Source organism: Bradyrhizobium sp. HKCCYLR20261 (assembly GCF_051168435.1).
GTDB lineage: Bacteria > Pseudomonadota > Alphaproteobacteria > Rhizobiales > Xanthobacteraceae > Bradyrhizobium.
The window spans coordinates 62,203-88,438 of the sequence record NZ_JBNPUZ010000017.1 but is presented as its reverse complement, the minus strand read 5'-3'; the positions used below and the strand labels follow the sequence as shown (position 1 = coordinate 88,438).

General features: G+C 65.2%; 24 protein-coding genes. 14 read left to right on the top strand and 10 right to left on the bottom strand.

Annotation, left to right across the window (positions count from 1 at the left end; translation table 11 throughout):
* Window positions 1-154: 154 nt before the first annotated feature.
* Complete coding sequence (locus ACQR1L_RS28710; protein ID WP_434861279.1) at window positions 155-706, bottom strand: CreA family protein; 552 nt, start codon at window positions 704-706, stop codon at window positions 155-157.
* Window positions 707-935: 229 nt separating this feature from the next.
* On the opposite strand from ACQR1L_RS28710, the gene ACQR1L_RS28705 reads away from it, so the two are divergent.
* The 4 genes from ACQR1L_RS28705 (at window position 936) to ACQR1L_RS28690 (ending at window position 5,099) form a co-directional block, all read left to right on the top strand.
* Entirely contained in the window at window positions 936-2,660 is a 1,725-nt protein-coding gene (locus ACQR1L_RS28705; RefSeq protein WP_434861278.1) for a L,D-transpeptidase family protein, read from the top strand.
* Between the two features lie 155 nt (window positions 2,661-2,815).
* On the top strand, window positions 2,816-3,391 hold the full coding sequence (locus tag ACQR1L_RS28700) for a glutathione peroxidase (protein ID WP_434861277.1): 576 nt from the start codon (window positions 2,816-2,818) through the stop codon (window positions 3,389-3,391).
* Window positions 3,392-3,562: 171 nt separating this feature from the next.
* Window positions 3,563-4,519 (top strand): polysaccharide deacetylase family protein, encoded by a 957-nt coding sequence (locus ACQR1L_RS28695; RefSeq protein WP_434861276.1) that lies wholly within the window; start codon window positions 3,563-3,565, stop codon window positions 4,517-4,519.
* Window positions 4,520-4,538: 19 nt separating this feature from the next.
* The gene (locus tag ACQR1L_RS28690) at window positions 4,539-5,099 is read left to right on the top strand and encodes a dihydrofolate reductase family protein (protein WP_434861275.1); all 561 of its coding nucleotides are present in this window, start codon (window positions 4,539-4,541) and stop codon (window positions 5,097-5,099) included.
* A gap of 9 nt (window positions 5,100-5,108) precedes the next feature.
* On the opposite strand, the gene ACQR1L_RS28685 is transcribed toward ACQR1L_RS28690, so the two are convergent.
* The gene (locus ACQR1L_RS28685; RefSeq protein ID WP_434861274.1) at window positions 5,109-5,564 is read right to left on the bottom strand and encodes a DoxX family protein; all 456 of its coding nucleotides are present in this window, start codon (window positions 5,562-5,564) and stop codon (window positions 5,109-5,111) included.
* Between the two features lie 147 nt (window positions 5,565-5,711).
* Complete coding sequence (locus ACQR1L_RS28680) at window positions 5,712-8,024, bottom strand: NADP-dependent malic enzyme (RefSeq protein WP_434861273.1); 2,313 nt, start codon at window positions 8,022-8,024, stop codon at window positions 5,712-5,714.
* Between the two features lie 241 nt (window positions 8,025-8,265).
* Here ACQR1L_RS28680 and ACQR1L_RS28675 point away from each other — a divergent pair, with 241 nt between their 5' ends.
* From ACQR1L_RS28675 to ACQR1L_RS28655, 5 genes are all read left to right on the top strand, one after another.
* Window positions 8,266-10,248 carry a hypothetical protein gene (locus tag ACQR1L_RS28675; RefSeq protein ID WP_434861272.1) on the top strand — a complete coding sequence of 661 codons (1,983 nt, stop codon included), beginning with the start codon at window positions 8,266-8,268 and terminating at the stop codon, window positions 10,246-10,248.
* A 969-nt stretch (window positions 10,249-11,217) separates the two neighbouring features.
* Window positions 11,218-11,721 (top strand): hypothetical protein, encoded by a 504-nt coding sequence (locus ACQR1L_RS28670; RefSeq protein WP_434861271.1) that lies wholly within the window; start codon window positions 11,218-11,220, stop codon window positions 11,719-11,721.
* Between the two features lie 364 nt (window positions 11,722-12,085).
* The gene (locus tag ACQR1L_RS28665; protein WP_434861270.1) at window positions 12,086-13,492 is read left to right on the top strand and encodes a TadE/TadG family type IV pilus assembly protein; all 1,407 of its coding nucleotides are present in this window, start codon (window positions 12,086-12,088) and stop codon (window positions 13,490-13,492) included.
* Window positions 13,493-13,501: 9 nt separating this feature from the next.
* A complete protein-coding gene (locus ACQR1L_RS28660) occupies window positions 13,502-14,053 on the top strand; it encodes a TadE/TadG family type IV pilus assembly protein (protein ID WP_434861269.1) in 552 nt (183 codons plus the stop codon).
* Between the two features lie 17 nt (window positions 14,054-14,070).
* The gene (locus ACQR1L_RS28655; protein WP_434861268.1) at window positions 14,071-14,724 is read left to right on the top strand and encodes a TadE/TadG family type IV pilus assembly protein; all 654 of its coding nucleotides are present in this window, start codon (window positions 14,071-14,073) and stop codon (window positions 14,722-14,724) included.
* Here ACQR1L_RS28655 and ACQR1L_RS28650 read toward each other — a convergent pair.
* On the bottom strand, window positions 14,721-15,182 hold the full coding sequence (locus ACQR1L_RS28650; protein WP_434861267.1) for a GNAT family N-acetyltransferase: 462 nt from the start codon (window positions 15,180-15,182) through the stop codon (window positions 14,721-14,723). The genes ACQR1L_RS28655 and ACQR1L_RS28650 overlap by 4 nt on opposite strands.
* Before the next feature lie 151 nt (window positions 15,183-15,333).
* On the opposite strand from ACQR1L_RS28650, the gene ACQR1L_RS28645 reads away from it, so the two are divergent.
* Entirely contained in the window at window positions 15,334-15,960 is a 627-nt protein-coding gene (locus ACQR1L_RS28645; RefSeq protein ID WP_434861266.1) for a LysE family translocator, read from the top strand.
* A gap of 37 nt (window positions 15,961-15,997) precedes the next feature.
* Here ACQR1L_RS28645 and ACQR1L_RS28640 read toward each other — a convergent pair whose 3' ends face one another.
* On the bottom strand, window positions 15,998-17,554 hold the full coding sequence (locus tag ACQR1L_RS28640; protein ID WP_434861265.1) for an ABC transporter substrate-binding protein: 1,557 nt from the start codon (window positions 17,552-17,554) through the stop codon (window positions 15,998-16,000).
* A gap of 553 nt (window positions 17,555-18,107) precedes the next feature.
* Here ACQR1L_RS28640 and ACQR1L_RS28635 point away from each other — a divergent pair.
* Window positions 18,108-18,695, top strand: coding sequence for a cytochrome b (locus ACQR1L_RS28635; protein WP_434861264.1), 588 nt, complete (start codon window positions 18,108-18,110; stop codon window positions 18,693-18,695).
* A 129-nt stretch (window positions 18,696-18,824) separates the two neighbouring features.
* Here ACQR1L_RS28635 and aspS read toward each other — a convergent pair whose 3' ends face one another.
* A complete protein-coding gene (gene aspS / locus ACQR1L_RS28630; RefSeq protein ID WP_434861263.1) occupies window positions 18,825-20,597 on the bottom strand; it encodes an aspartate--tRNA ligase in 1,773 nt (590 codons plus the stop codon).
* A 252-nt stretch (window positions 20,598-20,849) separates the two neighbouring features.
* Here aspS and ACQR1L_RS28625 point away from each other — a divergent pair, with 252 nt between their 5' ends.
* Window positions 20,850-22,325: a protein adenylyltransferase SelO gene (locus ACQR1L_RS28625; protein WP_434861262.1), complete on the top strand. Its 1,476-nt coding sequence runs from the start codon at window positions 20,850-20,852 to the stop codon at window positions 22,323-22,325.
* Window positions 22,326-22,723: 398 nt separating this feature from the next.
* Complete coding sequence (gene rnd / locus ACQR1L_RS28620) at window positions 22,724-23,872, top strand: ribonuclease D (protein WP_434861261.1); 1,149 nt, start codon at window positions 22,724-22,726, stop codon at window positions 23,870-23,872.
* A gap of 95 nt (window positions 23,873-23,967) precedes the next feature.
* On the opposite strand, the gene ACQR1L_RS28615 is transcribed toward rnd, so the two are convergent.
* Window positions 23,968-24,135, bottom strand: coding sequence for a hypothetical protein (locus tag ACQR1L_RS28615; protein WP_434861260.1), 168 nt, complete (start codon window positions 24,133-24,135; stop codon window positions 23,968-23,970).
* Window positions 24,136-24,176: 41 nt separating this feature from the next.
* On the opposite strand from ACQR1L_RS28615, the gene ACQR1L_RS28610 reads away from it, so the two are divergent.
* The gene (locus ACQR1L_RS28610; RefSeq protein ID WP_434861259.1) at window positions 24,177-24,353 is read left to right on the top strand and encodes a hypothetical protein; all 177 of its coding nucleotides are present in this window, start codon (window positions 24,177-24,179) and stop codon (window positions 24,351-24,353) included.
* An 18-nt stretch (window positions 24,354-24,371) separates the two neighbouring features.
* Here the strand turns inward: ACQR1L_RS28610 and ACQR1L_RS28605 are convergent, their stop codons facing one another.
* The 3 genes from ACQR1L_RS28605 to ACQR1L_RS28595 are packed head-to-tail and all read right to left on the bottom strand — an operon-like array spanning window position 24,372 to window position 26,198.
* Window positions 24,372-24,950 carry an isochorismatase family protein gene (locus tag ACQR1L_RS28605; RefSeq protein ID WP_434861258.1) on the bottom strand — a complete coding sequence of 193 codons (579 nt, stop codon included), beginning with the start codon at window positions 24,948-24,950 and terminating at the stop codon, window positions 24,372-24,374.
* The gene (locus tag ACQR1L_RS28600) at window positions 24,950-25,573 is read right to left on the bottom strand and encodes a GNAT family N-acetyltransferase (protein WP_434861257.1); all 624 of its coding nucleotides are present in this window, start codon (window positions 25,571-25,573) and stop codon (window positions 24,950-24,952) included. Before ACQR1L_RS28600 ends, ACQR1L_RS28605 begins: the two co-directional genes overlap by 1 nt.
* Window positions 25,560-26,198: a hypothetical protein gene (locus ACQR1L_RS28595; RefSeq protein WP_434861256.1), complete on the bottom strand. Its 639-nt coding sequence runs from the start codon at window positions 26,196-26,198 to the stop codon at window positions 25,560-25,562. Before ACQR1L_RS28595 ends, ACQR1L_RS28600 begins: the two co-directional genes overlap by 14 nt.
* Window positions 26,199-26,236: the final 38 nt, after the last annotated feature.

The window sequence follows — 26,236 nt, the reverse complement described above, 5'->3', positions numbered from 1 at the left end:
AAAGCTGTCGCGATACCGATGGCCCAGCAGCGGCCCGAGAACTTCTCTGAGTCCACCCAGCAACGCCTCGTCCGGCTGATCGGCTGCCACGATCGAGGCCAGCGCTGCGCGCCTGACAGGACCGCGGACAGCCGATCGACCGCCGGCGACTATCCTATTGAATGAAGTCTCCGCACTTCTGAACCTCGCCGTCGTCAGACCTGCCCCACGGCATGACCGGCACCGATGAGGTCGAGTTCTTCGGCGAGCCCTCGATCAGCTTGTCTGAATAGACCATGTAGACGAGCACGTTGCGCTTGGCGTCGCAGCCGCGCACGATCTGCATCTTCTTGAAGAACAGCGATCGCCGCTGGCGAAACATGTCGTCCGCCTGCTCGAGCTTGCGCTTGAACCGGATCGGCCCGATCTGCCGGCACGCCAGCGAGATGTCCGAGACCTCCTCGGAAAGCCCGAGCCAGCCGGCATATCCACCCTTCTGCGGCACCGTGAAATGACACGCGACGCCCTCGACCTCTGGATCGTCAACGCCATAGGTCGCGAGCTTGTCATTCGGGCTGAGCAGTTTGAACACTGTCGACCGACGAAAGATCAGATCGGGCTCGTCAGCGGCATAGGCTGACACCACAGGCGAGGACACTCCGATAAGCAGCAGGAAAGCTAGGGTTTTCAGCCACAGGTCAAACCGTTTGGTGGCTCTGAACGACATGTCGGTCTCCGTTATACCGCCGATGACTCGGCATACCGCCCATGTAGGAACACAAATGCCTGCAAGAAAGGCACAATCGGTCAGCCGGCTTCGATTGCTCGTTTAACGTGATGTGAGGCTTTTCTGCTACGATCGGAACGAAAATATCGCAGGGCAGAAGCCCCAAGCTGGTGAACGCGGATTCGGTCTGCGACACTAAATGCCAGATGGTTCTTGAGGATTTGCCGGAATGCTCTGCGTTCGTGCAGCCGCCAGGGGGCGGTTTTATTGTGCAGCAATCGTTTCAGTCCCGCTTGTCCTAGCAGCGACATCACAGGCAGGCGCAGCGCCTTACTACTATTGGAACGACTCGCAGCCGGTCGCGATCACTCCGGCCGACGCTCCGCTGTTGCCGCGCAAGCCGAAAGTGCGCCGCGCGCCCAAGGCGCCGGTGGTCGAGAAGGAAGCCGCCAAGCCGCAAGGGCCTGTCATGGTGGCGGTGTCGATCCACAAGCAGCAGCTCAAGGTCTACGACGCGAACGGGCTGTTCGCGGAGGCGCCGGTGTCGACCGGCATGAAGGGCCACTCCACGCCGATGGGCGTGTTCAGCGTCATCCAGAAGCAGAAATTCCATCGCTCCAACATCTATAGTGGCGCGCCAATGCCGTTCATGCAGCGCATCACCTGGTCGGGTGTCGCGCTTCACGCCGGCGTGCTGCCGGGCTATCCGGCGTCGCATGGCTGCATCCGCATGCCCGCAAGCTTCGCGACCCGGATCTACGGCTGGACGCGCATGGGATCGCGCGTGCTCGTCACGCCCGGCGAGGTCGCTCCGGCCAGCTTCTCGCATCCTTTGTTGACCGCATTCAAGGCGCCGCAGCCGAGTGCCTCGGTTCAGCCCGACGGCAATTCGCCTGCATCGATGAAGTCGGACAAGGGTGCCGCCGCAGCGCCGACGATCACCGTGGCCACGACGGATCTGCGCGCGACGATCGGCCACGCGGATGGCCTGCGGCTCGGCGCGGAGGCAACTGTGGCCGCCCGCCCCACGCGCACGGCCGACGCCAGCAACGCCACGAGCATTCCGGCAACAGCCACCGACACCCCGGCTGCTTCAGCGGAGATCAAGCCAGCCGTCGCCGAAACCGAAGCCAAGGCCGTGGACCCGATCACGGTCCCGGAGATGGCGACCAAGTCAGAACCGGTTGCCGACACAGCCCAGAACGAGGCGAATCCCGCCTCCGCCGACGCAGCGGCTGAACCGTCGAGCCCCGCGCTGGCGGCGGCACCCGAAAAGCCGGCCGACGCCACGAGCAAGATCGAGGCGACCGGATCTGCCAAAGTGAAGCCCGTCGATACCAAGCCCGTCGACGTCAAGGCCGCGGAGCAACCTGTCACGCCGGCGACATCCACCGCCGATGCTCCGGCGCAGCCTTCGGAGCTCAAGGATCTCTCCAAGGATCAGTCGCGCGTGGCCGCGCCGGACAAGCCGATCGCACCGAAGCCGGAGTTGAAGCGCAACAATCAGGTTGCGATCTTCATCAGCCGCAAGGATTCCAAGCTGTACGTGCGGCAGAACTTCGCGCCGGTGTTCAACACCCCGATCACGATCGCTCCGAGCGACAAGCCGCTCGGCACGCATGTGTTCACCGCCATCGCCGACAAGGCCGATCCGGCGACGATGCGCTGGTCGGTCGTCTCGCTGCCGGCCTCCGCGCGTAGCGTCGCGGCGAATGAGGGCTCGGACAAAGCTGTCCGTCGCGGCAAGAAGCCGATCGAACCGCATGTCGATGCCAAGCCCGCAATCCAGCTGAGCAGCGCCGCCGAGGCGCTCGACCGGATCACGATTCCGGCTGACGTCATGGCCTGGCTCGGCGAGGCGCTGTCGGCCGGAAGTTCGCTGATCGTCTCGGATCAGGGCATCAACCAGGGCGAAACCGGCGAGGGCACCGAGTTCATCCTTTCGCTGCGCTGACGACCGACGACCTCCCTGTTTCCGCCCCACGGCGAGGGTATCCCCTTGCTGGGACGCAGCCTGATCCAACGCAGCGTCGCGGCCGTTGAAGAAACGGCCGGTCGGGCGCGGGCGCAGTCATGCTGACGGGGCTGGCTCTGCACAGGGAGATACACATGATCGATCGCAGGATGGTTGTTCTCGGCCTCGGTGCGTCCTTGTCCGGCGCGATGCTCGCGTCGCGTGCGGCCCATGCCGACAATGCGGTGAGCAAGACGACCGCCTACCGCTTCTCCTTCCCGGTGCCGTCGGGCGAGCCGATCAGGCTGTCGGAGTTTTCCGGCAAGCCGGTTCTGGTCGTGAACACGGCCTCGCAGTGCGGCTACACCCCCCAATACGTCGGTCTCCAGAAGCTCTGGGGCGAGTTTCACGAACGCGGCCTGTCGATCATCGCCGTGCCCTCCAACGACTTCAACCAGGAGCCTGGGGTCGGCAGCGACATCGCCGCGCTTGCCAATAAGGACTACGGCGTTACCTTTCCGATGACCGCCAAGGCGGTGGTCACCGGATCCAACGCCCACCCGTTCTATCGCTGGGCGGCGGAAGCACGACCCAAGGACACCCCGCGCTGGAACTTCCACAAATACCTGATTGGCCGCGACGGCTACATCGCCGACGTGTTCGCCTCCTCGGTCGAGCCGACCGACACGCGGGTCAAGACCGCGATCGCCCGGATGCTCGCCGACGGCTGAGCAGCACTTTTGGCAACACTCTGCAAGAATGCGGCGGAAGCTGGCAACTTCCCCGTGTTTTTGCCTCGTTTCCTTTTGGCGCCGGTCCGGCCGCTGGGCTAGTATTCCGCCCTGGATGGTGGAGCGACTCCCAGCGTGGCGCTCCCGTTGCAACAACCTCGAGGAAACACGATGCGGATTGCGACTGGACTGGTGTTCGCAAGCTCTTTGGCGGCTTCGCTGCTGATGTCTGGAGCCGCCTGGTCGCAGGCGCAGCGCACGGCGGCGGCGCCGACCCCGGCGGCCGCTCCCGCGCCGGCCGCTGCTCCGGCGCCAGTCCAGGCCCAGCCGCCGCGCGCCCCCTGCATGAACCCGGAGGCGCTCGGCGTCGGCCGGACCGTCGAGATCGACACCACCGGCGGTCCCGGCTTCGGCTTCGAGCACTTCAAGGACCTCGATTTCCTGAAGGATCACGAGGTCGTCCTGACGTTCGACGACGGCCCGTGGCCGGAGAACACCCCCGGCGTGCTGAAGGCACTGGCCGACCAGTGCACCACAGGCATCTTCTTCATCATCGGCAAGCACGCGACCTACTATCCGGAGATCCTGAAGCAGGTCTACAACGCCGGCCACACGGTCGGCACGCACACCTGGTCGCACGCGGCGCTGACCAACAAGAAGCTGACCGACGACCAGCGCAAGGAAGAAATCGAGCTCGGCATCAGCGCGGTCAAATGGGCGCTCGGCGGCAACTCGCCCGCACCGTTCTTCCGCTTCCCGGCGCTGCAGCATCCGCCGGAGATGGTGACCTATCTCGGCACCCGCAACATCGGCATCTTCTCCTGCGACCTCGACTCGTTCGACTTCAAGGCGCGCAATGCGCAAGCGGTGATCGACGTCACCTTCAAGAAGCTCGACAAGCTCGGCAAGGGCATCATCCTGATGCACGACTTCCACAAGCACACCGCCGAAGCCCTGCCCGAGATGCTGCGCCGCCTGAAGGCCGGCGGCTACAAGGTGGTCGCGATGCGCGCCAAGGCGCCGGTGCAGTCGCTGCCGCAATATGACGAGCAGCTTTACAAGGTCGCGAAGCTGCCGACGGTGAGCCAACGGCCGGTGTCGAGCGTTGTGACGACAGTGTCCGAGTGAGACAGGATTCCTTTCGTCAGTGACCAAGCTTCGTATCGAAGGTTATGTGATCGTATCGGCCGACGGCATGTTGGCCGATGCTGCTAATGTGATGCCCGGGGTTCTCAAATTCCCGGGCGATGCCGAGTTCTTCTCCAGCGCGCTGGACGGCGCCGATCTGATCGTCCACGGCCGCAACTCCTATGAGGACCAGCCGAACTCGCCCAAGCGGCGCCGGCTGGTCGTGACCCGCAAGGTCGCTGCGCTGGCGCCGGATCCCGACAAGCCGCATTCGACCCTCTGGAACCCCGCCGGCGCCTCGTTCGATCAGGCCTGCGAGGCCGCGGGTGTGATGACCGGCACCGTCGCCATCATCGGCGGCCCGGTCGTGTTCGACATGTTCATGGACCGCTACGACACCTTCTTCCTGTCGTTCGCGCCCCACGTCACCATTCCCGGCGGCGCGCCCTGCTTCCCCGCGGTCGGCCCGGGCCGCTCGCCGCAGCAGGTGCTGACGGCCCATGGCCTGACGCCGGCCAATCAGCTGATGCTCGATCCCGCCCACGACGTCAGCGTCACCGCCTTTCAGCGCGCGGCCTGAGCCGCGCCGTCAGATGTCCCCATACGCACTCTGCTCCGGCTCCTTCGGGCCGCGGCCGTAGCCGAAGATCATGAACAGCGCGCCGATGATCGAGAGATTCTTCAGCGCGTCGATCAGGGTCTTGGCGTTATCGGGCGGGGTCTGATTCCAGAAATCGTGGAAGTAGAAGATCGTCGCGCCGACGAAGATGATCATCAGCGCGGCGAAGAAGCGCCCGAGGAAGTTCAGCGCGATCATCACGCCGGCGAGCACCTCGAAGGCGCCGGCCGCGATCGCAAGGATCTGCGGCATCGGCATCTTCGCGGCTGCTTCGAGCTGCGCCGCGTACGGCGCGAGCAGCGGCGGGATCGTCACCTTGGCGGCGATGAGATCGGCGGTCGCCTGAATGCCGAACAGCTTGGTCGCGCCCGTGTAGATGAAGATCACGGCAAACAGAACGCGCCCGAACGTAATGAAACCCGGCATTCTCGCCCTCACGGATGAAGTTCAAACAGATACCGCCGGCCTCTCCGGCCGGATGTGTGACATCGCGAACGCTTTTCACCAACAAAGGCGGGCGGAATGCGACCGAAACCGGACGAATTCCGCCACACTTCGATCACGCCAGAATGATCACGCGAACAGCGTCGGCTGCGCCCTCCCCGCCCGCTCCTGGGCCTCGACGGCGGCCACCGCCGTCATGTTGAGAATGCCGCGCGCCGTCACCGACGGCGTCAAAATATGCGCCGGCCGCGCCGGACCGATCAGAATCGGACCGACGGGAACCGCATCCGCCAGCACCTTGATCATCTGATAGGCGACGTTGGCAGCATCGAGGTTCGGCATGATCAACACGTTGGCCGAGCCTTCGAGATCCGAATGCGGCAGGATCGCCTTGCGCGCGGTCGCCGACAGCGCGGTGTCGCCCTGCATCTCGCCGTCGGCCTCGAGGTCCGGACGATGCTGCTTCAACAGCGCGGTGGCCTGCCGCATCTTGCGCGAGGAGTTGGTGTCGTAGCCGCCGAAATCGGAGTGCGACACGAAGGCGATCTTCGGCTTGATGTTGAAGCGCGTGACGTGATTGGCCGCGAGCGAGGCCATCTCGGCGAGCTCCTCGGCGGTCGGATCGGGGCGCACCTGGGTGTCGCCGATGAAATAGGCGCCCTTGCTGGTGATGGTGAGCGCCAGCGCCGCGTAGTCGCTGACCCCCGGCATGAAGCCGATGATCTCGCGGACATGACGCAGATGGCTCATGTAGCGGCCCTCGACGCCGCAGATCATCGCATCCGCCTCGCCGCGGACCACCGCGAGCGCCGCGATGACGGTCGCATTGGTGCGCACCACCGTGCGCGCCGCATCCGGCGTGACGCCACGGCGGCCGGCGATCTCGATGTAGCTCTGCACATAGGAGCGGTAGCGCGGATCGTCTTCCGGATTGACGAGATCGAAGTCGCGCCCGGCCTTGATCGACAGGCCGAAGCGCTTGATGCGCGCCTCGACGACGCTCGGACGTCCGACCAGGATCGGCCGCGCCAGCTTCTCCTCCAGCACGACTTGAGTCGCGCGCAGCACGCGCTCGTCCTCGCCCTCGGCGTAGATCACGCGCACAGGCTGCGCCTTGGCCTTGGCGAACACCGGCTTCATCACGAGGCCGGAGCGGAACGCGAAGCGCTCGAGCAGCGCGGTGTATTCGTCGAAATTGGTGATCGGCCGGGTCGCGACGCCCGACTCCATCGCAGCCTTCGCCACGGCCGGCGCGATGCGCAGGATCAGGCGCGGATCAAAGGGCGAAGGGATCAGCGAGCCCGGGCCAAACCCCTGCGTCTCGCCGGTGTCGAAGCCGCGGCTCACCGCATCCGACGGCGGGTCCTGCGCCAGCTGCGCGATCGCATCGACCGCCGCCTGCTTCATCGCCTCGTTGATCGCGGTCGCGCCGACATCGAGTGCGCCGCGGAAGATGAACGGGAAGCAGAGAACGTTGTTGACTTGGTTCGGGAAGTCCGAACGCCCGGTGCAGATCATCGCGTCGGGCCGCGCCGCGCGCGCCTCCTCCGGCATGATCTCCGGGTTGGGATTGGCGAGCGCCATGATCAGCGGCTTCTCGGCCATCTGCTTCAACAGCTCCGGCTTCAGCACGCCGCCGGCGGAGAGGCCGAGGAAGATGTCGGCGCCGCCGATCACATCGGCAAGCGTCCGCTTGTCGGTCTTCTGCGCATAGACCGCTTTCCACGGGTCCATCAGCGTATTGCGGCCCTCGTGCACGACGCCGTCGATGTCGCAGACCCAGATGTTCTTGCGCTGCGCGCCCATCGACACCAGCAGATTGAGGCAGGCGATCGCCGCGGCACCGGCACCCGAGGTCACGATCTTGACCTCTGAGAGCTGCTTGCCGGCCAGCGACAGCGCATTCTTGATCGCGGCGCCGACGATGATGGCGGTGCCGTGCTGATCGTCGTGGAAGACCGGGATCTTCATCCGCTCCTTGAGCCGCGCCTCGATCTCGAAGCACTCCGGTCCCTTGATGTCTTCCAGATTGATGCCGCCGAAGGTCGGCTCCAGCGCCGCCACGGTCTCAACCACCCGGTCGATGGTGTCGGCGGCGATTTCGATGTCGAACACGTCGATGCCGGCGAATTTCTTGAACAGAACCGCCTTGCCTTCCATCACCGGCTTGGACGCCAGCGGGCCGATATTGCCGAGCCCGAGCACCGCCGTACCATTGGAAACCACGGCCACGAGGTTGGCGCGCGCGGTCAGCGAGGCGGCCTCGGCCGGGTTGTTGGCGATCTCGGTGCACGCAGCGGCCACGCCCGGGGAATAGGCAAGCGCGAGGTCGCGCTGGTTGGCGAGCGGCTTGGAGGCCTGGATCTCCAGCTTGCCGGGCCGCGGCAGGCGGTGATAGGCCAGGGCTGCGGAACGAAGATCTTCAGAATAGGACGACGACATACGTGCTCCAGCGTTTCCGACCCGGATTCTTGGTCTCTTGCGTTTCGTTCAGACGTCGGTTTTTCCGGCCGGTGGAAGCGCATGTGATGCACGTTGGACGGCTTTCATGCAACATCCGAAACCATGCTCGTCGGCATCCCGGGCCAGCGATTCCCTAGTTCGCAGAAGCACATCCCTACTCCATCGATTTCCCTGAGACCATCACCCTCCTGCTGCCTAAGCGTTGGGCGGAGCATATCGAATGAAACGTGTCGTCATCGCAGTCCTCGTCGCGGTAGCCCTGGGCGGCGCCGGCTTGATCGGCGTCCCCTGGTACGCCCAGGCGCGCGCCGAGCGCGAGGTCGAGGCCAATTTCGCCCAGATCCGCCAGAACGGCGCCACCGCCAGCCATGGCAAGGTCACGTTCGACCTCTGGTCGCGCAAGTTGACAATCGCCGACGTCAAGCTGGAATCGGCCAGCCAGCCGCCGGCGAGCGTGACCTTCGGCAGCATCGTCGCCACCGGGCTGAACCAGCCCGACAGCGAGCACGTCACGGCGTCCAGCATCGAGGTCAATGACGTCACCATGGCCGGCAGTCTGGCCGGCGCGGCGCCGATGCGGCTCAGCTACAAGCTGCCGCAGCTGGTGGTGAAGGACTATGCCGGTCCGGCGCGGTTTGCCGCGATCCCCTCCGGCGCCAGCATGCTCGACACCTACCGGGCGCTTGCCCAGCAGTTCGTGACGATCAGCGCCGCGTCGATCTCCGTGCCGCGCACCACGGGCACCATGGACGGCGGCCCCTCCGCCGGCCCGGCCGAATTCGCCTATTCCGGGCTCACCTTCGAGAACATCAAGGCCGGCCGCATTGCCAACTACAAGCTCGACGAGGTCACCTTCACGATGACCCCGCAGCAGCCGGGCGGCAAGGCCGACAAGATGCAGGGCCGCATGGCCGGCATCGTCCATCAGGACATGGACGCCAATGCGATCCTGGCCGTGCTCAACCCCGACGCCGCCAAGGACGACAAGACCTATCGCGTCAACGGCAAGTTCACGATGGGCGCTTACGAGATCACCACGGACTCCGGCCTGAAGATGCGCATGGACAGCGCCAGCGCCGACGAGTTCAGCGTGCGGCCGTCCCGGCTGCAGCTGCCCGCGCTGTTCGCCGTCCTGCCGGCAACGCCGGCCGCCCAGCCGACGCCCGAGCAGGCGCGCGAGCTGATGGACAGGGTCGCCGGCATCTATGAGGGCATGGCCGTCAAGAATGCCGAGCTTCGCGGCTTCTCGATCGAGACGCCGCAAGGGCCCGCCAAGCTGGCCGCGTTCCGGCTCGATCTCCAGGACGGCAAGGGCGACATCGCCGTCGAGGGGTTTGACGGTCGCGGCCCGAACGGACCGATCAAGCTCGGCCGGTTCGCGCTGAAGAGCTTCGATCTCGCCGGCCTGATGCATTTCGCCGCCAAATATTCCGCCGCCGGCGCCAAGCCGGCCCCGGCCGATGCGGCCGAGATGCTCAAGCTGCTCGCCGGCGTCGAGCTGAAGGCGCTGACGGCGCCCTACAGGACCGGCGACAAGCCGGTGCAGATCGACGCCATCAGCCTCGATTGGGGCCAATATGTCGGCCCGATCCCGACGCAGGCGCGGCTCGTCGCCAAGATGGCCGGGCCGCTCGATCCCTCCAACCCGGCATTCCTGCCGCTGCTGGTCGCCGGCATCGACACCGCCGCGCTCGATGCCGATCTCGGCCTTGGCTGGACCGAGAGCGCCGGCACCTTCGCGGTGTCGCCGTTCAAGCTCGAGGTCAGCAATCTGATCGGTGCCTCCGCCAGCGTCTCGCTGGCGCGCGTGCCGCGCGAGGTGTTCACGGTCGATCTGCAGCAGGCGACGACGGCGGCGGCGCAGATCGAGGCGTCCGGGATCGAGCTGACGTTGCGCGATCTCGGCGCCGTCGACGTGTTCGTCGCCAACTATGCGCGGACGCATGCGATTCCGCGTGACGCCGCGCGCAAGGCGCTGGTCGACAGCATCAAGGCGATCGGCGCCCAGTTCGCTGCCGACAATGCCGACGTTGCCGCCGCGGTCGACGCTCTCAGCCGCTTCGTCGAGAAGCCGCGCCAGACGTTCTCGCTGAAGCTCTCGCCCCGCGCCAAGGTGCCCGCCATGCAGCTCGCCCAGCTCATCGCAATCGATCCGCCGAGCGCGCTGGCGCAGTTCAAGATCGAGGCGCAGACGGCGCCGTGAGTTCGGCGACGACTGGAACGGCGTGTTGAAACCGAACGTGAGTCCGCCTCTCTCTCTCCACGCGTCATTCCGGGGCGCGCGCAGCGCGAGCCCGGAATCCATAACCACGACCGCATGTGAGCCCCGAGATAGCTGACGCCTTCCTTCACGAGGGCCTTCCGGGAGTATGGATTCCGGGCTCGCGCTGCGCGCGCCCCGGAATGACGGGCGGAGAGAGTGTGCCATCAGGCGGCAACGTTGCACGCGGAGGGATCGCGCTCGCTGATCAAGACGCACGGTTGGCACCTCGCCGTCAGCACACACGTCCACGATCCCGCGGCTGAAACGCCCGAGTTGGTCCGGTTGGTTCGGCCCTCTCCAATCGAAGAGGGCGCAGGGAATGCCGGGTGATGGCCTCACCCATGGCCCGCCTGCACAAGAGTAAGCAGGCGGCAGGTACCACAGGTTCAGCCGGTCATCCGGCATTCCCTGCGCGGTGGGCTTGTCGGCTGCTTCGCGCTCTCCCTGGTGCACCGGGCTTGTTGGCCACCATGACGACAATGCGCTTCGAACGCCTTGCGCTTGACACCAGCGTCGGGGTGTCGAGACCACGCGACTTGACCGCCTGCGCCGTGCCGTTCGTCCACGCGCTATGAGCACGTTGCGACACGATGCAGCCACCGCCTCCCCACCTCACGTCTCGTGACGACCGCGAACCGTCCCTCTTCATCGAGGCGGGATGGCCGGAAATGTGAGGGTGATTTGCCCGACAAGACAAGCGGATTGATTGCGACAAACTAACACGACGGGCAGTTTGCGCATGAGAGGGATGCGGCGATTGCCCGTCGGGCAGACCGCCATACAGCCAGCCTAGCTCATGGCGGCGGAATCAAGACGTTGCATCTCCCAAGATTGGTCAGCGCTTCACCATCGGACCAGTCCTATGTAGGCTCCCATGATCCATAGCATCAACTCTTTGCGTCCGTGCCCATGCGAAGCCGCCAGATCAACTTTTTCCTGACGCCGGACGACCAGGCGGAGCTGCTGCGCAGACTCGATCCTGACGGTCAGTTCGTCTACCTCGCTCGCAGGTGCCTGTACGACCAGATGCAGATCCTCCCCACGGCCGTGGTTCGCCAGATGGGGCAAGAGCCGCTCGGCATCTATATCGCTCGTGCGGCTGATCTCGACACGATCGTCTTCAATGAAGGCGAGAAAGACAAGTCCATCGACGTGATCCGATCTCCCGTCATCGAATTCAACCGATGCTACTTGGGCGACGAGCATATCAGCGATGGCCGCCTCTATGTCGTCAACAGCTACTTCGACGCCCACGGTCGGATTGCCAGAAAGAACGACAGCTTCCTGAAATGGTCGGAGCGGCTGATAGCGAAGACCAGGAGATGTCTGACGAAGGAGGACAAATCGTTCTACTATTTTGGAACGGAGACGCTGCAACTCAAAAGATCGGGCTTCAAGACTTCACCATTTTAGCCGTCAATGCGTCGGGCCGCAGCGTTTCGCACGGCAACCGTCCATAGCCACGCCTTTGCGCCTCCCGGATGGAGACGCGCCGTGACCCGCTCTGCTCGCCGTGATGGTCGGTGACGAATGAAACAATGCAGATTTGATTCAAAGTCGAACGGATCTTCGCGCAGCACCGGCGTACCCGCAACACATCAAACTCTACGGTTGCATTATCAGAATACAGTAAGCCTTACTTAACCCGATACCCTCTATCGTGGAAACTACGGGAAACAATCGGCAACGAACCAACACCTGTTGTCCATCGAGACAGTCGGGGCGGCGTTCGGAAATGCCGAGATGGCCAATGTCGACCAAACGAGTGTGAGGGGTCATGCTGCACGGCCTGGTGCTTCGCTTCGCACGGGATCGCAAAGCCAATGTCGCGGTCATCTTCGCCCTGACTTTGGTGCCGACGATCTACCTGGCCGGCATGGCGCTCGACTATACGCAGGCCTTGCGCAAGCAGGGACAGCTCGACGCCGCGGCCGACGCCGCGGCGATCGCCGCCGTCCGACCGGCGATGCTGACCGTGACCGACGCCAACGCCGTGAAGGCGACGGCGGCTGCCGTGTTTGCGGCCAAGGCCAATATGCCGGGCCTGACCGTCGTCCCGACACCCGACATCACGGTCACGGATTCCGGGCTGAAGCGCACGATCAAGGTGTCCTACGTCGCGCAATCCATCAATAACTTCCCATCGGTGCTCGGCGCGCCGTCGTGGAAGGTGCAGGGCTCGGCGACCGCCGAGGCGTCCAGCGCGCCCAACATGAACTTCTATCTGCTGCTGGACGACTCGCCGTCGATGGCCATCGCCGCCACCCAGAACGACATCAACGCGCTGATCTCCGCCACATCGAAGCAGCCGGGTGGATCGAAGAACTGCGCTTTCGCCTGCCATGAAACGAACCCTCAGCTCGACAGCGGAGCCAATTCGTCGACCAAGGACAATCTCAGCGTCGCGCGGGCGAACAACATCACTCTCCGGATCGACCTCGTCGTCAACGCGGTCAAGCAGCTGCTGGTCGGCCCCTGGTCATGCCTGCAGGCGAACGTGTCCGGCGGCGTCATGCAGTGCATGTCGGCCATCAACAGCACGACCTACAAGGCCGCGATTTACACGTTCGACTACAATCTAAACACCATCCAGACACTGACCTCGCCGTCGTCTGCCGGCACCAAGATTTCGAACATCCAGCTGATGACGGTCGACCATCAGAACTGCGTCACGACCGCGATCTGCAACACCGACTTCGGCACCGACATCTCCGGCGCGCTCACGAGTCTCAACGCCATCATGCCCGCGCCGGGCTCCGGCACCAATCAGTCCGGCGACACGCCGCAGGAGGTGGTGTTCCTGGTCACCGACGGCGTCGAGGACAAGCTGATCGCCAAGACCGCGAGCTGCGATCCGAATGCGACCTATCCGCTGCCCTCGGCGGGAACGCAGGTGCGCTGCCAGCAGCCGCTCAACACCGCGGCCTGCGACGCCATCAAGAACCGGGGCATCCGCATCGCGATCCTCTACACCGAGTATCTGCAGCTGAGCGACAGCTGGTACAACAGCCGTATCGCGCAGTTCAACAATCCATCCTCGTCGACCGGCGCGATCGCGCAGCGGCTGCAGTCCTGCGCCTCACCCGGCCTGTTCGCGAACGTCCAGACCGGCGGCGACATCTCGACGGCGCTGACCAACCTCTTCCTGAAGGTCGCATCGAGTACCGCGAGCCTCGTGCAGTAAGGTCACGTCATGACACAGCCCGCAGCAGAATTGCAGACAGCCCACGACGTCAGTTGCACCGCCTTCGTCAAGGACAATAGAGGCGCAACGGCGGTCGAGTTCGGGCTTGTGGCGGCGCCCTTCCTCGCCCTCGTCGTCGCGCTGATCCAGACCTTCCTCGTCTTCTTCGCCCAGCAGTTGCTCGAAGCGGTCGTGCAGCAATCGGCGCGCCTGGTGATGACCCAGCAGGTGCAGATCCAAGGTCTGAGCCAGGACGCCTTCAAGCAGGAGGTCTGCAAGAAGATCCGCATCTTCTTCAACTGCAGTGGCCTGATGGTCGACCTGCAGGTGGCCAATGCCTGGTCGTCGGCCAACACGGGCATGCCGTCGCTGACCTACAACAGCCAGGGCCAGGTCACGAACACCTGGAAATTCAGTCCAGGCGGGCCCGGTGACATCGTCGTCCTCAGGGTGATGTATGTTTGGCCGGTCATGCTGGGCCCGCTGGGATTCAATCTGTCCAACCTGTCGAGCGGCAACCGCCTGATCATGGCGACCGCCGCCTTCCAGAATGAGCCGTAGTCGTGAGAGGAACGAACATGCTCACCCATCTGACCTGCCGCGCGCGCACGCTGTACGCCGATGTCGATGCCGTGGCCGCCACCGAGTTCGCCATCGTGCTGCCGTTCATGCTGACGCTGCTGCTGGGCGGTGTCGAGCTCGGCAATGGTCTCGCCATCGGTGTGAAGGTCAGCGAGACATCGCACAGCGTCGCCGACATGGTGGCGCAGAACACCCAGATCACCGCGGCGCAGATGCAGAACATCCTGCTGGCCTCGACATCGATCATGGCGCCCTATCCGGTCAGCGAGGCCGGAGGCAACTCGCTGATGACGGTGACGGTCTCCGAAGTCTCGACCGACGCCAACGGCAACGCGACCGTGCAATGGAGCACATCGACCAAGTCCGGCGCCGCAAGGGCCGTGGGTCAGAAAATGACCTTATCGGCATTCACCAATACGAGCCCGATCAACGCCAACATTTCGCTCATTCTGGGCGAGGTGTCCTATTCCTATAAGCCCAATCTCGGATCGGGCGTCACCGGCCCGGTGACGATTTCCGACAGCTACTATCTGTTTCCACGCTGCTCGACCAACAGTCCGTCGACATCGAGCTTCCCCTATTACGACGTCAAATACCCGGCCTCGGCAAGTTGCACCTGCGTTCAGCATCTGCGCCAGAAGAGCTGCTAGGCTGGACGCCACAGCCGCTTCTCGAAGCACACAGCCTCGGGTCGGCCGACATACCGGCCATAGTTGGGAATGCGGCCATAGCCGTGACGCTCGTAGAAGCTCACGGCGCGCGCATTGACGTGCCGCGTCTCCAGCCAGATCGCGTCATAGCCGAACCCGGCGGCGGCCGTTTCGAGATGGCTGAGGATCGCAGCCCCCACGCCGCGCGTGCCTGGACGCGCATACATGCGCTTGACCTCGGCGATCCCGGCATCGATCGGACGGAGCGCACCGCAACCGACGGCCTGCCCGGATCCGTCACGCGCGATCACGAAGCAGGCTCTTGGCCCCCGGACGTCATCCGGATCGAATGACGACCGGCCACTGTCACCGGTGATGCGCGCGAGCGCCGCGGACAGGTCCGCGATCAGGGCCGCGGCGTCGGCGGACGCCGGATCTTCCGGTGAGATCGTCAACATGCGAGGGACTCTGCAGCACATTCGTCGGCGCTGCTCCTATCATGCCGACCGGCGCGCCTGCCAGCCATCGCGACGCGGACGGCCTCATCCTATTTTGCAACGGCGGAAGAATTGCTCTAGAGGTCGCGGACTTGCCGGAGAAGATCACGTCATGCCCGACCTGCACACGTTTCTCCTGTTCCTGTCCGCTGCCCTGGTCGTCGCGCTGACGCCTGGTCCGGGCATCTTCTACATCGTCGCACGGACACTGGCCGGTGGACGCCGCGAAGGTCTGGCGTCCAGCGTGGGTCTTGGCCTTGGCGGTCTCGTGCACGTGATGGCCGGCGCGGTCGGACTGTCGGCGCTGGTGATGACCAGCGCCGAGGCCTTCACCGCGCTGAAGATCGCCGGCGCGATCTACCTGATCTGGCTTGGCATCAAGACCTGGCGCGAAGCAAAGATCGCCGCTCCGGCGGAGGTGTCGACCACGGGCCGCCAGCGCGCGTTTCGCGAGGGCATCATCGTCGAGGCGCTGAACCCGAAGACGGCGGCGTTCTTCCTCGCCTTCATCCCGCAATTCGTCGATCCCACCCGCACCGTCGCCACGCAGTTCATCGTGCTGGGCTTGATTTCGGTCGCTCTGAACACCGCTGTCGACCTCGTTGTCACCGTCTGGGCGGCCAAGGCACGCCATGGGCTCGTTCGGCGGCCGAGCCTCGTGACGCGGATGCGTCAGATGTCCGGTGCGGTCATGTGCGGGCTCGGCGGCGCGCTGCTCTTGGCGCGCCGCACGAGCTGAGCTGGCGGTCGGGCATGGGCGCGGTTGCCCCGTCGCCCTACTCCAGCTCGATCGCCTGGTAGGTGCCGGTCTCGTCGAGCGCGGTGCCCCAGATTTTGTGCGAGGCCTGGTGCTCGGCGCGGCCGAACGACAGCTTGCTGCCAAGGCCGAGATCGATGTTCTGCATCGACTCCAGCGTATCGACGAGACGCTCGGTGTCGAGCGGCGTCGTCTGCTTGAGCGCCTGGATCAGGATGTTCGCCGAGATGAAGCCCTCGAGCGAGGTATAGTCCGGCGCTTCGCCCGGGAAGTACTTCTCCAGCGCCGTCTTGTAGTCGAGCACCAGGCTCGAATAGCCGGCGACCGACGGGACACCCTGGGTGACGATCACGTTCTTGGTGTATTTCGGGCCGAGCAGCTTCAGCTCGGCGGCGAGCGACGACGATCCGACGGCGGAGATGTTGGCGTAGATCAGCCCCGGCACGGCATCGTGGGTCTTCTCGATGAACTTCGCCGCCGCGCGGTCGGTCGCGATCATGATGACCGCCTTGATCGCCGGCTTGGTCTGCGCCTTGAGCTGGTTGACGGCCTCGTCGACCTCCAGCGTGCCGCGCGGAAAGCCGTAGCGGATGATCGGATCGGTAATGCCTTGCGCGCGGAACGCCTTGGCGACGCCGTTCGCCCCATCGTCGCCATAGCCGTCATTCTGCGCGAACACCGCGATCTGCTTGGCCGGGATGCGCTTAACCTTCATCAAGTAATGGACGATCGCCGCCGTCTCCTCGGCATAGCTCGCACGGTAGTTGAAGACGTAGCGGTCGGGCGGATCGCGGCGCACGATGGCCGAGCCGCTATAGGGCGCGAAGAACAGCGCGCGGCGCTCCAGCGCATACGGGATCGCCAGCGCGTTGTTGGCGGTGCCCATGTTGCCGATGAAGCCGAACACCTGCTCCTTTTCATAAAGGTGCGTCATCGCGCCGATCGTCTTGGAGGGGTCGTAGGCGTCGTCGGCCGCAATCAGCCGCAGCTTGCGGCCGTTGATGCCGCCGGCGTCGTTGGCGCGGTTGAACGCCGTCTCGATGCCGACCTTCATCTGGCGCGCGGACTCCTTGCGCACGCCCGAGAACGGAATGACGGTGCCGAAGCGGATCTCGGTGTCGCTGACGCCGCGCGGCAGCGGCGGCGGTAGGTTGGCGGTGGGCTGCGTTGCCGCGGCAGCGGTGGACGGCGCCAGCGCGAAGGACAGGCTGGGCGCCGCCGATTGCTGCTGGCCGAGCGAGCGCTCCAGATCCGACAATTGGCGCTCAGCGGTCTGGCAATTGACTTGCGAGGACGCGACGCGGCCGCGGCCTTCGGCGATGTAGCTGTTGAAGCTGCGGATCAGCCCGTCGCGATCGCTGCTGTTCGTGGCGGCCTGGCGGATCACCTCGCCGAACTGATCGATGATGGTCTGGACGCGCCCCTGCGCGATCTCGCGGCAGGTCGCGGCCTGGCCGACCACCGGGCCGACGCGCGAGGCGAGATCACGAACCGTATCGGGAGAGATGGGAGCAGCGGAGGCGGTCGGCACTAACAAGCAGGTTCCGAGAAGGAGCACGCACCAGCGAACGGTCATATCTGAACTACCCGTCTTCTTTTGTTTGGTTGGCGTTGTTCGACTACATGAGTGAGACAGCAATCGTATTAAGGACAGGTTGCAGGACACCGCAAGCTCCATCGCACTGAGCGCCGGTCTAGGAACGCCGCGGCGACTGCTGTCGCGCGATCGCTGACATTGGGGGCCCTGCATCGTCGCGAACTAACAGCCGCCGTGATCGATTATCGCCGGGAAACAACGGCTTGCGACCTCGCATGACAGGCGGCTCGCGGTTCGCGCGCGACCGGGAGCGAGGCCCTCTCGCGGCACGGAGGCGTTCAGACGTGAGGGCGGGAAGTTGCTTGCAGTGTTAACCGCCGCTAACGCAGGACGATCAAATGCGCGCGCCGGCCTTGAAGGCGGGCTCACCTTGCGCCTGTTGGCGACGACGTGCCGCACCACAAGCCGTGATGACAATCGGGTGAGTTTTAATTGAATGCAGCAGCCGTCGAGGCCCTCGCAGGCGGCTGGATCGGCGCCCGTTTTGACGCTAGCAGCAGCCTATCTCGTGTGAGTGCAGAGGGGATCCGCCGTGCCGTGGAAGAATACCAGACTGGAGTTCGGCGGCGTCGCCAAGTTCTTCCATTGGACCAGCGCGGCGGCGTTCATCGCCGCCTACATCGTCGTGTACTACGTCATCTGGTTCATGGATGACACCGCGCCGGAGGTGCTGCCGGTGCTGAATGTCCATTGGGTGCTTGGCATCTTCGTCGGGCTGTCCGTGGTCCCGCGGCTGCTGTGGCGGCTCGCCAATGTGCAGCCGGAGGCGCCGCATTCATCTCCCGCCGAGGCGTGGCTTGCGCAGGCAGCGCATTGGGGCCTCTACGCGCTGCTGATCGTGATGCCGCTGACCGGCTATATCGGCACCGATGCGCCGACCGATTTCGGAGCCTTCGCGGTGCCGAGCTTCCGCGAGACCGCGTTGTTCGGCTGGATCGAGACGCGCTGGGGCGTGTCGTGGGAGGCGTTCGAGCCGCCGGTCGACGCGATCCACCATTTCATCGGCAAATGGATCGCCTGGGTCGTGGTGGCCCTGCACGTCGCCGCCGCGCTGGTTCACCACATCGTCCGCCGCGACGGCGTGCTGACGCGGATGCTGCCGGGGCGGCCGGCGGCGTGATGATGTCGCCCGAATCCGACCGTCATTGCGAGGAGCCGAAGGCGACGAAGCAATCCAGGGCGTCGCGAGGACTCTGGATTGCTTCGCTCGCAATGACGCCTGGTAAAGCGTCGATCGTGCTCTGCCGACCTACTTGGCCGGCAAATTGGGCTTGATGTGCAGCTCGCGGAGCTGCTTGGTCGAGGCTTCCGACGGCGCGCCCATCAGCAGGTCCATGGCCTGCTGGTTCATCGGGAACAGCGAGATCTCGCGCAAATTCGTGGTGCCACACAGCAGCATCACGATGCGGTCGACGCCGGCGGCCATGCCGCCATGCGGCGGCGCGCCGTACTGGAAGGCGCGGTACATGCCGCCGAAGCGGTCGACCACCTCCTGCTCGCCATAGCCCGCGATCTCGAACGCCTTCACCATCGCTTCCGGCTTGTGGTTGCGGATGCCGCCGGAGGCGATCTCGTAGCCGTTGCAGGCGATGTCGTACTGGAACGCCTTGATGGTCAGCGGGTCCTTGGTCGTCAGCGCTTCCAGGCCGCCCTGCGGCATCGAGAACGGGTTGTGCGAGAAGTCGACCTTCTTGTCGTCCTCGTTGTACTCGTACATCGGGAAGTCGACGATCCAGGCCAGCGCGAAGCGGTCCTTGTCGATCAGGTTCAATTCCTCGCCGACCTTGGTGCGGGCGAGGCCTGCGAACTTCCAGAACTTGTCGGGATCGCCGGCGACGAAGAAGGCGGCGTCGCCCTCCTTGGTGCCGATCTGGGCACGGATCGCAGCCGTGCGATCAGGCCCGATGTTGTTGGCGAGCGGGCCCGCGCCCTCGCCGCCCTCGCGCCACATGATGTAGCCGAGGCCGGGCTGGCCCTCGCCTTGCGCCCACGAATTCATGCGGTCGCAGAACGCGCGGCTGCCGCCACCGGGAGCCGGGATCGCCCAGACCTGGTTCTTCGGGTCCTCGAGCATGCGCGCGAATACCTTGAAGCCGGAGCCGCGGAAGTGCTCGGAGACGTCCTGCATCTCCAGCGGATTGCGCAAATCGGGCTTGTCGGTGCCGTATTTGCGCAGCGCTTCCGCAAACGGAATCCGCGGCCAGCCCTTGGTGACCGGCTTGCCCTTGGCGAACTCCTCGAACACGCCGGTGATGACCGGCTCCAGCGCCGCGAACACGTCCTCCTGCTCGACGAAGCTCATCTCGACGTCGAGCTGATAGAACTCGCCGGGCAGACGGTCGGCGCGCGGATCCTCGTCGCGGAAGCACGGCGCGATCTGGAAGTAGCGGTCGAAGCCCGACATCATCAAGAGCTGCTTGTACTGCTGCGGCGCCTGCGGCAGCGCGTAGAACTTGCCGGGATGGATGCGCGACGGCACCAGGAAGTCGCGCGCGCCCTCTGGCGAGGACGCGGTCAGGATCGGCGTCTGGAATTCGAAGAAGCCCTGCTCCTTCATCCGCCGGCGCATCGAATCGATGATCGCGCCGCGGGTCATGATGTTCTGGTGCAGCTTGTCGCGGCGCAGGTCCAGAAAGCGATACTTCAGCCGGATGTCCTCGGGGTAGTCCTGCTCGCCGAACACCGGCAGCGGCAGCTCGGCCGCGGGGCCGAGCACCTCGATGTCGGCGACATAGAGCTCGACCTGGCCGGTCGGCAGCTCGGCATTGTCGGTGCCCTCGGGACGGCGGCGGACCTTGCCTTCCATGCGCACGACCCACTCCGAGCGCAGCTTCTCGGCCAGCCCGAACGCCTTGGAGTCGGGATCGACCACGCATTGGGTGATGCCGTAATGGTCGCGCAGATCGACGAACAGCACGCCGCCATGGTCGCGGATGCGATGGCACCAGCCGGACAGCCGGACCGTCTCTCCGATGTTGCTGTCGCGGAGCGCGCCGCAGGTATGGGTCCGGTAGCGATGCATGGTCGTCCTGAATGGTCGGCGTGAGGAAAAGGGAATCGGCGCAGCCTTGAAGGCGCAGGCCGAATGCGCGCTGGGTTTAGCCGAGCCGCCCCGGCGCGGCAACCGCAGGAACGGCTTTTCCGCCCCGGAGGCCGGCCACCCGGGCTCTCATTGCAACCTCCCCTGCTGCCGCCGAATTGGGCTGGCGCCGAAGCGCTCATCTGACGGCCGTTTGGGCTCGAAAAGCGGCCGCCTTGCGCCTATCTTGGAGCCATGACCGTGCATTTCCCCTTCCAGAACTCCTACGCCGCGCTGCCGGACAATTTCTTTGCCCGGGTGGCGCCCACCCCCGTCGCCGCGCCGCGGCTGATCAAGCTGAACCGGCCGCTGGCCGAGGAGCTCGGGCTGAACCCGGCCGAGCTGGAGACGCCCGAGGGCGCGGAGATCCTAGCCGGCAAGACCGTGCCGGAGGGTGCCGAGCCGATCGCCATGGCCTATGCCGGGCACCAGTTCGGGCATTTCGTGCCGCAGCTCGGCGATGGCCGGGCGGTGCTGCTCGGGGAGGTGGTCGACCGCAACGGCGTCCGCCGCGACATCCAGCTCAAGGGCTCCGGCCCGACCCCGTTCTCGCGCCGCGGCGACGGCCGGGCGGCGCTGGGGCCCGTGCTGCGCGAATACATCGTCAGCGAGGCGATGGCGGCCCTGGGCATCCCGACCACCCGTTCGCTGGCCGCTGTCGTCACCGGCGAGCAGGTCTATCGCGGCACCGCGCTGCCCGGCGCCGTGCTGACGCGGGTCGCGACCAGCCATATCCGGGTCGGCACCTTCCAGTATTTCGCCGCCCGCCAGGACACCGAGGCGGTGCGCAGGCTCGCGGACCACGTCATCAGCCGGCACTATCCGGATCTCGCCGGCTCTGAGCGGCCCTATCACGCCCTGCTGGATGCCGTGATCTCGCGCCAGGCCAGACTGATCGCCGATTGGCTGCTGGTCGGCTTCATCCATGGCGTCATGAACACCGACAACACGTCGGTGTCCGGCGAGACCATCGACTACGGCCCGTGCGCCTTCATGGACGCCTATGATCCGAAGCAGGTGTTCTCCTCGATCGACGAGTTCGGCCGCTACGCCTTTGCCAACCAGCCGCGCATTGCGATGTGGAACCTGACCCGGCTGGCCGAATGCCTGCTGCCGCTGTTCGACGCCGACAAGGACCAGGCGATCAAGCAGGCCGAGGCCGCGCTCGACGGTTTTGCAAGTCAGTTCACCGAGGCGCACCAGGCGGGCCTGCGCCGCAAGCTCGGGCTATCAACGCAAACGGAAGGCGACCAGCCGCTGGCGCAGGCGCTGTTCGACACGATGGCGGCGGCCAAGGCGGACTTCACCCTGACGTTCCGCCGACTCAGCGACGCCGCCGGCAGCGGCGATCTGAGCGAGGTCCGCGCCCTGTTCGAGGATCCCGCCGGTTTCGACGAATGGGCGGCGCGCTGGCAGCAGCGCCTCGCCGAGGAACCGCAGACCCCGGCCGAGCGGCGCGACGCCATGCGCAAGGTCAATCCGGCCTTCATCCCGCGCAACCACCGCATCGAGGCCGTCATCAGCGCGGCGGTGGAGAACGACGACTACGCGCCGTTCGAGGAGCTGCATGCGGTGCTGGCAAAGCCTTTTGAGGACCAGCCGGAGCGGGCCGACTATGCCCAGCCGCCCGAGCCCGAGGAGCGGGTGCTGCAGACCTTCTGCGGCACCTGACACGCGCTCTTAACTCCACGTCCACCATCGCGGCGACCGCGCCTGGGTCCTTAAGAAACGATCAACGCAGCCCCGACAAGTTGAAGCAACAAGTCGGGGAGGTCCGAGACGTGGACGCGCTGGTGTTCGAATTCCTGGGTCTGGCGATGGTCGCCCTGTGCCTCATCGTGCTCGCGGTCCCCTCCGGACGGAGGCCCTCCGGCCGCGTCCGGCATCATTGACGGCCCGCCGGCCCGTCCATCATCAACCATAGAGCGATCGGCGGACACGGCAGCGCTTGCCTTCCGGCCTGATTAGGCCGACAAGCAGAGATGAATTTCGTCTCGTACCCTTTGCCGACACCCTTGACTTGTCAGCGTTTTCGGACGACGGCGTAAGAGCCTCGTCATGGATCGTTCATGGACTTGATCACCACCACCGCGGACCTCGCGGCCGCCTGCGCCCGTCTCGCCCAACACCCGGTCATCACCGTCGATACCGAGTTCCTGCGGGAAACCACCTACTACCCCCTGCTCTGCGTCGTGCAGATGGCGAGCCCGGACGAGGCCCTCGTGATCGACGCGCTGGCCGAAGGCATCGATCTCAAGCCGTTCTTCGAGCTGATGGCCAACGAGAAGGTCCTGAAGGTCTTCCACGCCGCGCGCCAGGACATCGAGATCATCTGGCACCGCGCCGGCATCGTGCCGCACCCGATCTTCGACACCCAGGTCGCCGCGATGGTGCTGGGGTACGGCGACAGCATCGCCTACGATCAGCTGGTCGAACGCATCACCGGCCATCGCCCCGACAAGACCCACCGTTTCACCGACTGGTCGCGCCGGCCCCTGACCAAGGAGCAGGCGCATTACGCCGAGGCCGACGTCACCCATCTGCGCGATGTCTTTGCCGCGCTCGATGCCGACCTCAAGAAGCGCGGCCGCAGCGACTGGGTCAGCGAGGAGATGGAGATCCTGACCTCGCCGAAGACCTACGACTTCCATCCCGAGCGCGCCTGGGAACGGCTGAAGACCCGCGTCCGCAAGCCCAAGGAGCTCGCGGTGCTGATCGAGGTCGCCGCCTGGCGCGAGCAGGAAGCGCAGAGCCGCGACGTGCCGCGCAGCCGCGTCATGAAGGACGATGCCGTCGGCGACATCGCCACGCATGCGCCGACCACGATCGAGAAGCTCGGCAACCTGCGCTCGCTGCCGAAGGGCTTCGAGCGCTCCAAATGGGGCTCCGATATCGTCGCCGCCGTGCAGCGCGGGCTGGCGCGTGATCTCGCCGCGCTCCCGAAGCTGGAAAAGCCGCGCAACAACTCCAATGGCGCCGCCATCGTCGAGCTGCTGAAGGTGCTGCTCCGCATGACGTCCGAGCGGCACGCCGTCGCCAGCAAGGTCATCGCCACCGTCGACGATCTCGAACAGATCGCCGCCGACGACCAGGCGGATGTGGCTGCGCTGCAGGGCTGGCGCCGCGAGCTGTTCGGTGAGGCGGCGCTGGCGCTGAAGCACGGCAAGCTCGCGCTGGCGATCGACAAGGGCCGCGTGATCCGCGTCGACCGGGCCTGACGGCGATCGAACCTGGCCGCTACGGCCGGTTGCAGCTCCGGGCGTTTACCCAGTTGATTGCGGAGCGCCGCATACGCGGCGAATTTGCCACACTTTCACTCGGAATCGGCCCGCCCCCTCAACTCCGCCTCGATTGTCTGGGACACCTCAACCAGAGCCAACGAAAGGATGTAGGCGCTGGTCGGCAGGTTGAGCTGGCGCGCCCTCGCGATGGCCGCCTGGAGGCTGCTCGCCAGCTCTTTGAGCTCTTCCTCTCGGGTCATGTCGCGGTCTCGGTGGTGATGTCGGTGCTGGAGCTGCCCGTGTGAGCAAAGACGATTGCGAGCCGCCAGAACAGAAGCTGCTGCGGCTGCTGAGCGAAAATCCTGTTGATTTGCACGTGATGGAGGCGTTGCGCCTCGTGGTTGCATTCAACAAGATCACCGATCCGTCGGACCGCCGCATGGTGATCGATCTGGCCGAGCGTCTCGCCGAGGGCTGAACACCACGCCGGCGCCGCTCACACCGCCAGCCGTCCGCCCGCTCCGACCAATTCGGCGCTGTCGAGAACGCCGGCGAAGTTGCCGATCACCTTGGTGACGACCAGCTTGTAGGAAGTGGCGTCCCCGACGCAGGCCTGGCGGCAGGCCACCGCGTCCCTGATCACCTGATAGCGCTGGCTGCGATGAAAGCCGTCGACCACCGTCGACAGGATCGTCTCGTCCAGCGAAAAGCCGAGCATGACGCAGCGGATGTTGCGCATGTTCGACATGTAGTCGGCGAAGCGCGCCGAGCTGTAGGCTGACGGCAGCGGATGCTCGAAGGCCATCTCGCCGGGCGTCGGCCTGAAGTCGTCGATCCACTCTGTCAGATTGGATGCCGGGTTGAACCAGGCCGCTTGCGCGATCCGCTTGAGATGGATCACCGGCCACAATTGCTCGCGCCAGAACGCGACCATTTGCCGACAGCGCGCCATGGTGGCGTCGCCGTCCGCGATCAGGTGCTTGCGTCCCAGCGCGAGATATTCGCGCTGCAGATCGGCGCAGACCAGAACCGGCGGATCCGTGTCGGTCGCGCCGAACAGCTCCCGGTTCGACATCAGGGTCTCGCTGCAGAGAAATCCCGCAGCGGCGAAGATGCCGGCCGGCCTGCGGAGAGATCGAGCACGCCGGGCCGATCCCAGTCGCCCTCGGGCCGGATGATCATGTAGGGATCGCTGTCGAGGGTGATCGCGTCGTTGCACGGCTCGAGGTCGAGCACCATCTCGGTGTAGGAGAAATCCGAGAAGGTCAGCTTGCGATTGTGCCCGAGCGGCTTGGCGCCGAAATGCGCCCAGAAATCGACGAGACGATCCTGCGCGTGGCCATACGCCTTCTTGAAGCCCTTGCGCCGGCAATAGTCGAGCGCCTCCCGGACCAGCTTGAATGACAGCCGTGAGCGCCGGTACTGATGGCGCACTGCGAGCCGCTCCACCTTCGCGAATTCGCCAAAGAAGCGCACGCGCACGCAGCCGGCCGGCTGATTGCCGACGAAGCCGAGGAAATGCGCCGCGACCAGGTCGTTGCCGTCGAACTCCTCCTCCATCGGGCAGTCCTGCTCGGACAGATAGACCGCCGAGCGGATTGCAGTGACGAGCATCAGGTCGTTCGGATCGCGCGCGATGCGCACCGTGATCGCGCGTGAATTCGATTTGGCCGTCTTGGCTGTACTAATGCCGTGCATCCGCAACACTCCCTTCCACAAATTGATTCATCCGTATCGCCGGGTCGATCAGCTCCGGCATCCGGTTCCAAGGCCGCTGGTACCACCAGAGATCCGGTTGAAAGCTAGGAACCGGCGAGAAGCCAAGCGCGCCGAGAAACGCGCGTCCTTCCGCGCTCGATGGCTGCGCGTAGTAGTCGGCGGCGCGAAACCTGGGCTCGCGCATCATCCGGGCGACATTGCCGAGCCCGATGGCGCCCCGGCCCTGCGCGACCAGCGCCCACACGTAGATCGCCGCGGCCTGCTCGCCGGGCCGCGCCAGAAATTGGCGCGGCGGTTGAATCAAATTGAACTCATCCAGCAGCAACGCATCGAGGCCGGCGCAATTCAGATAGAGAAAGGCGATCCCGCCGAGCAGGTTCCTACCGCGGCAAAGCATGAAGATGGAGTCCGGGTCGTAGCGCAGGAATTCGGCGAGCTCGTGCTCGGTGGCGCGCACGCCAGGGATTTCCCGCCGCGCGAGCGCGGCGAGCTCAGCCAGACGGTCACGCGTGACTGCGTGCGCCGTGACGATATCTGACTGCGGCAATGCGTCGAGGTCATGTCGGACGCTGTATTCTGTGCTTCCGCACTGCGGCTTCTGCATCTATGTTTCCAGCTTGGCTTTGATGACGTCACCATACT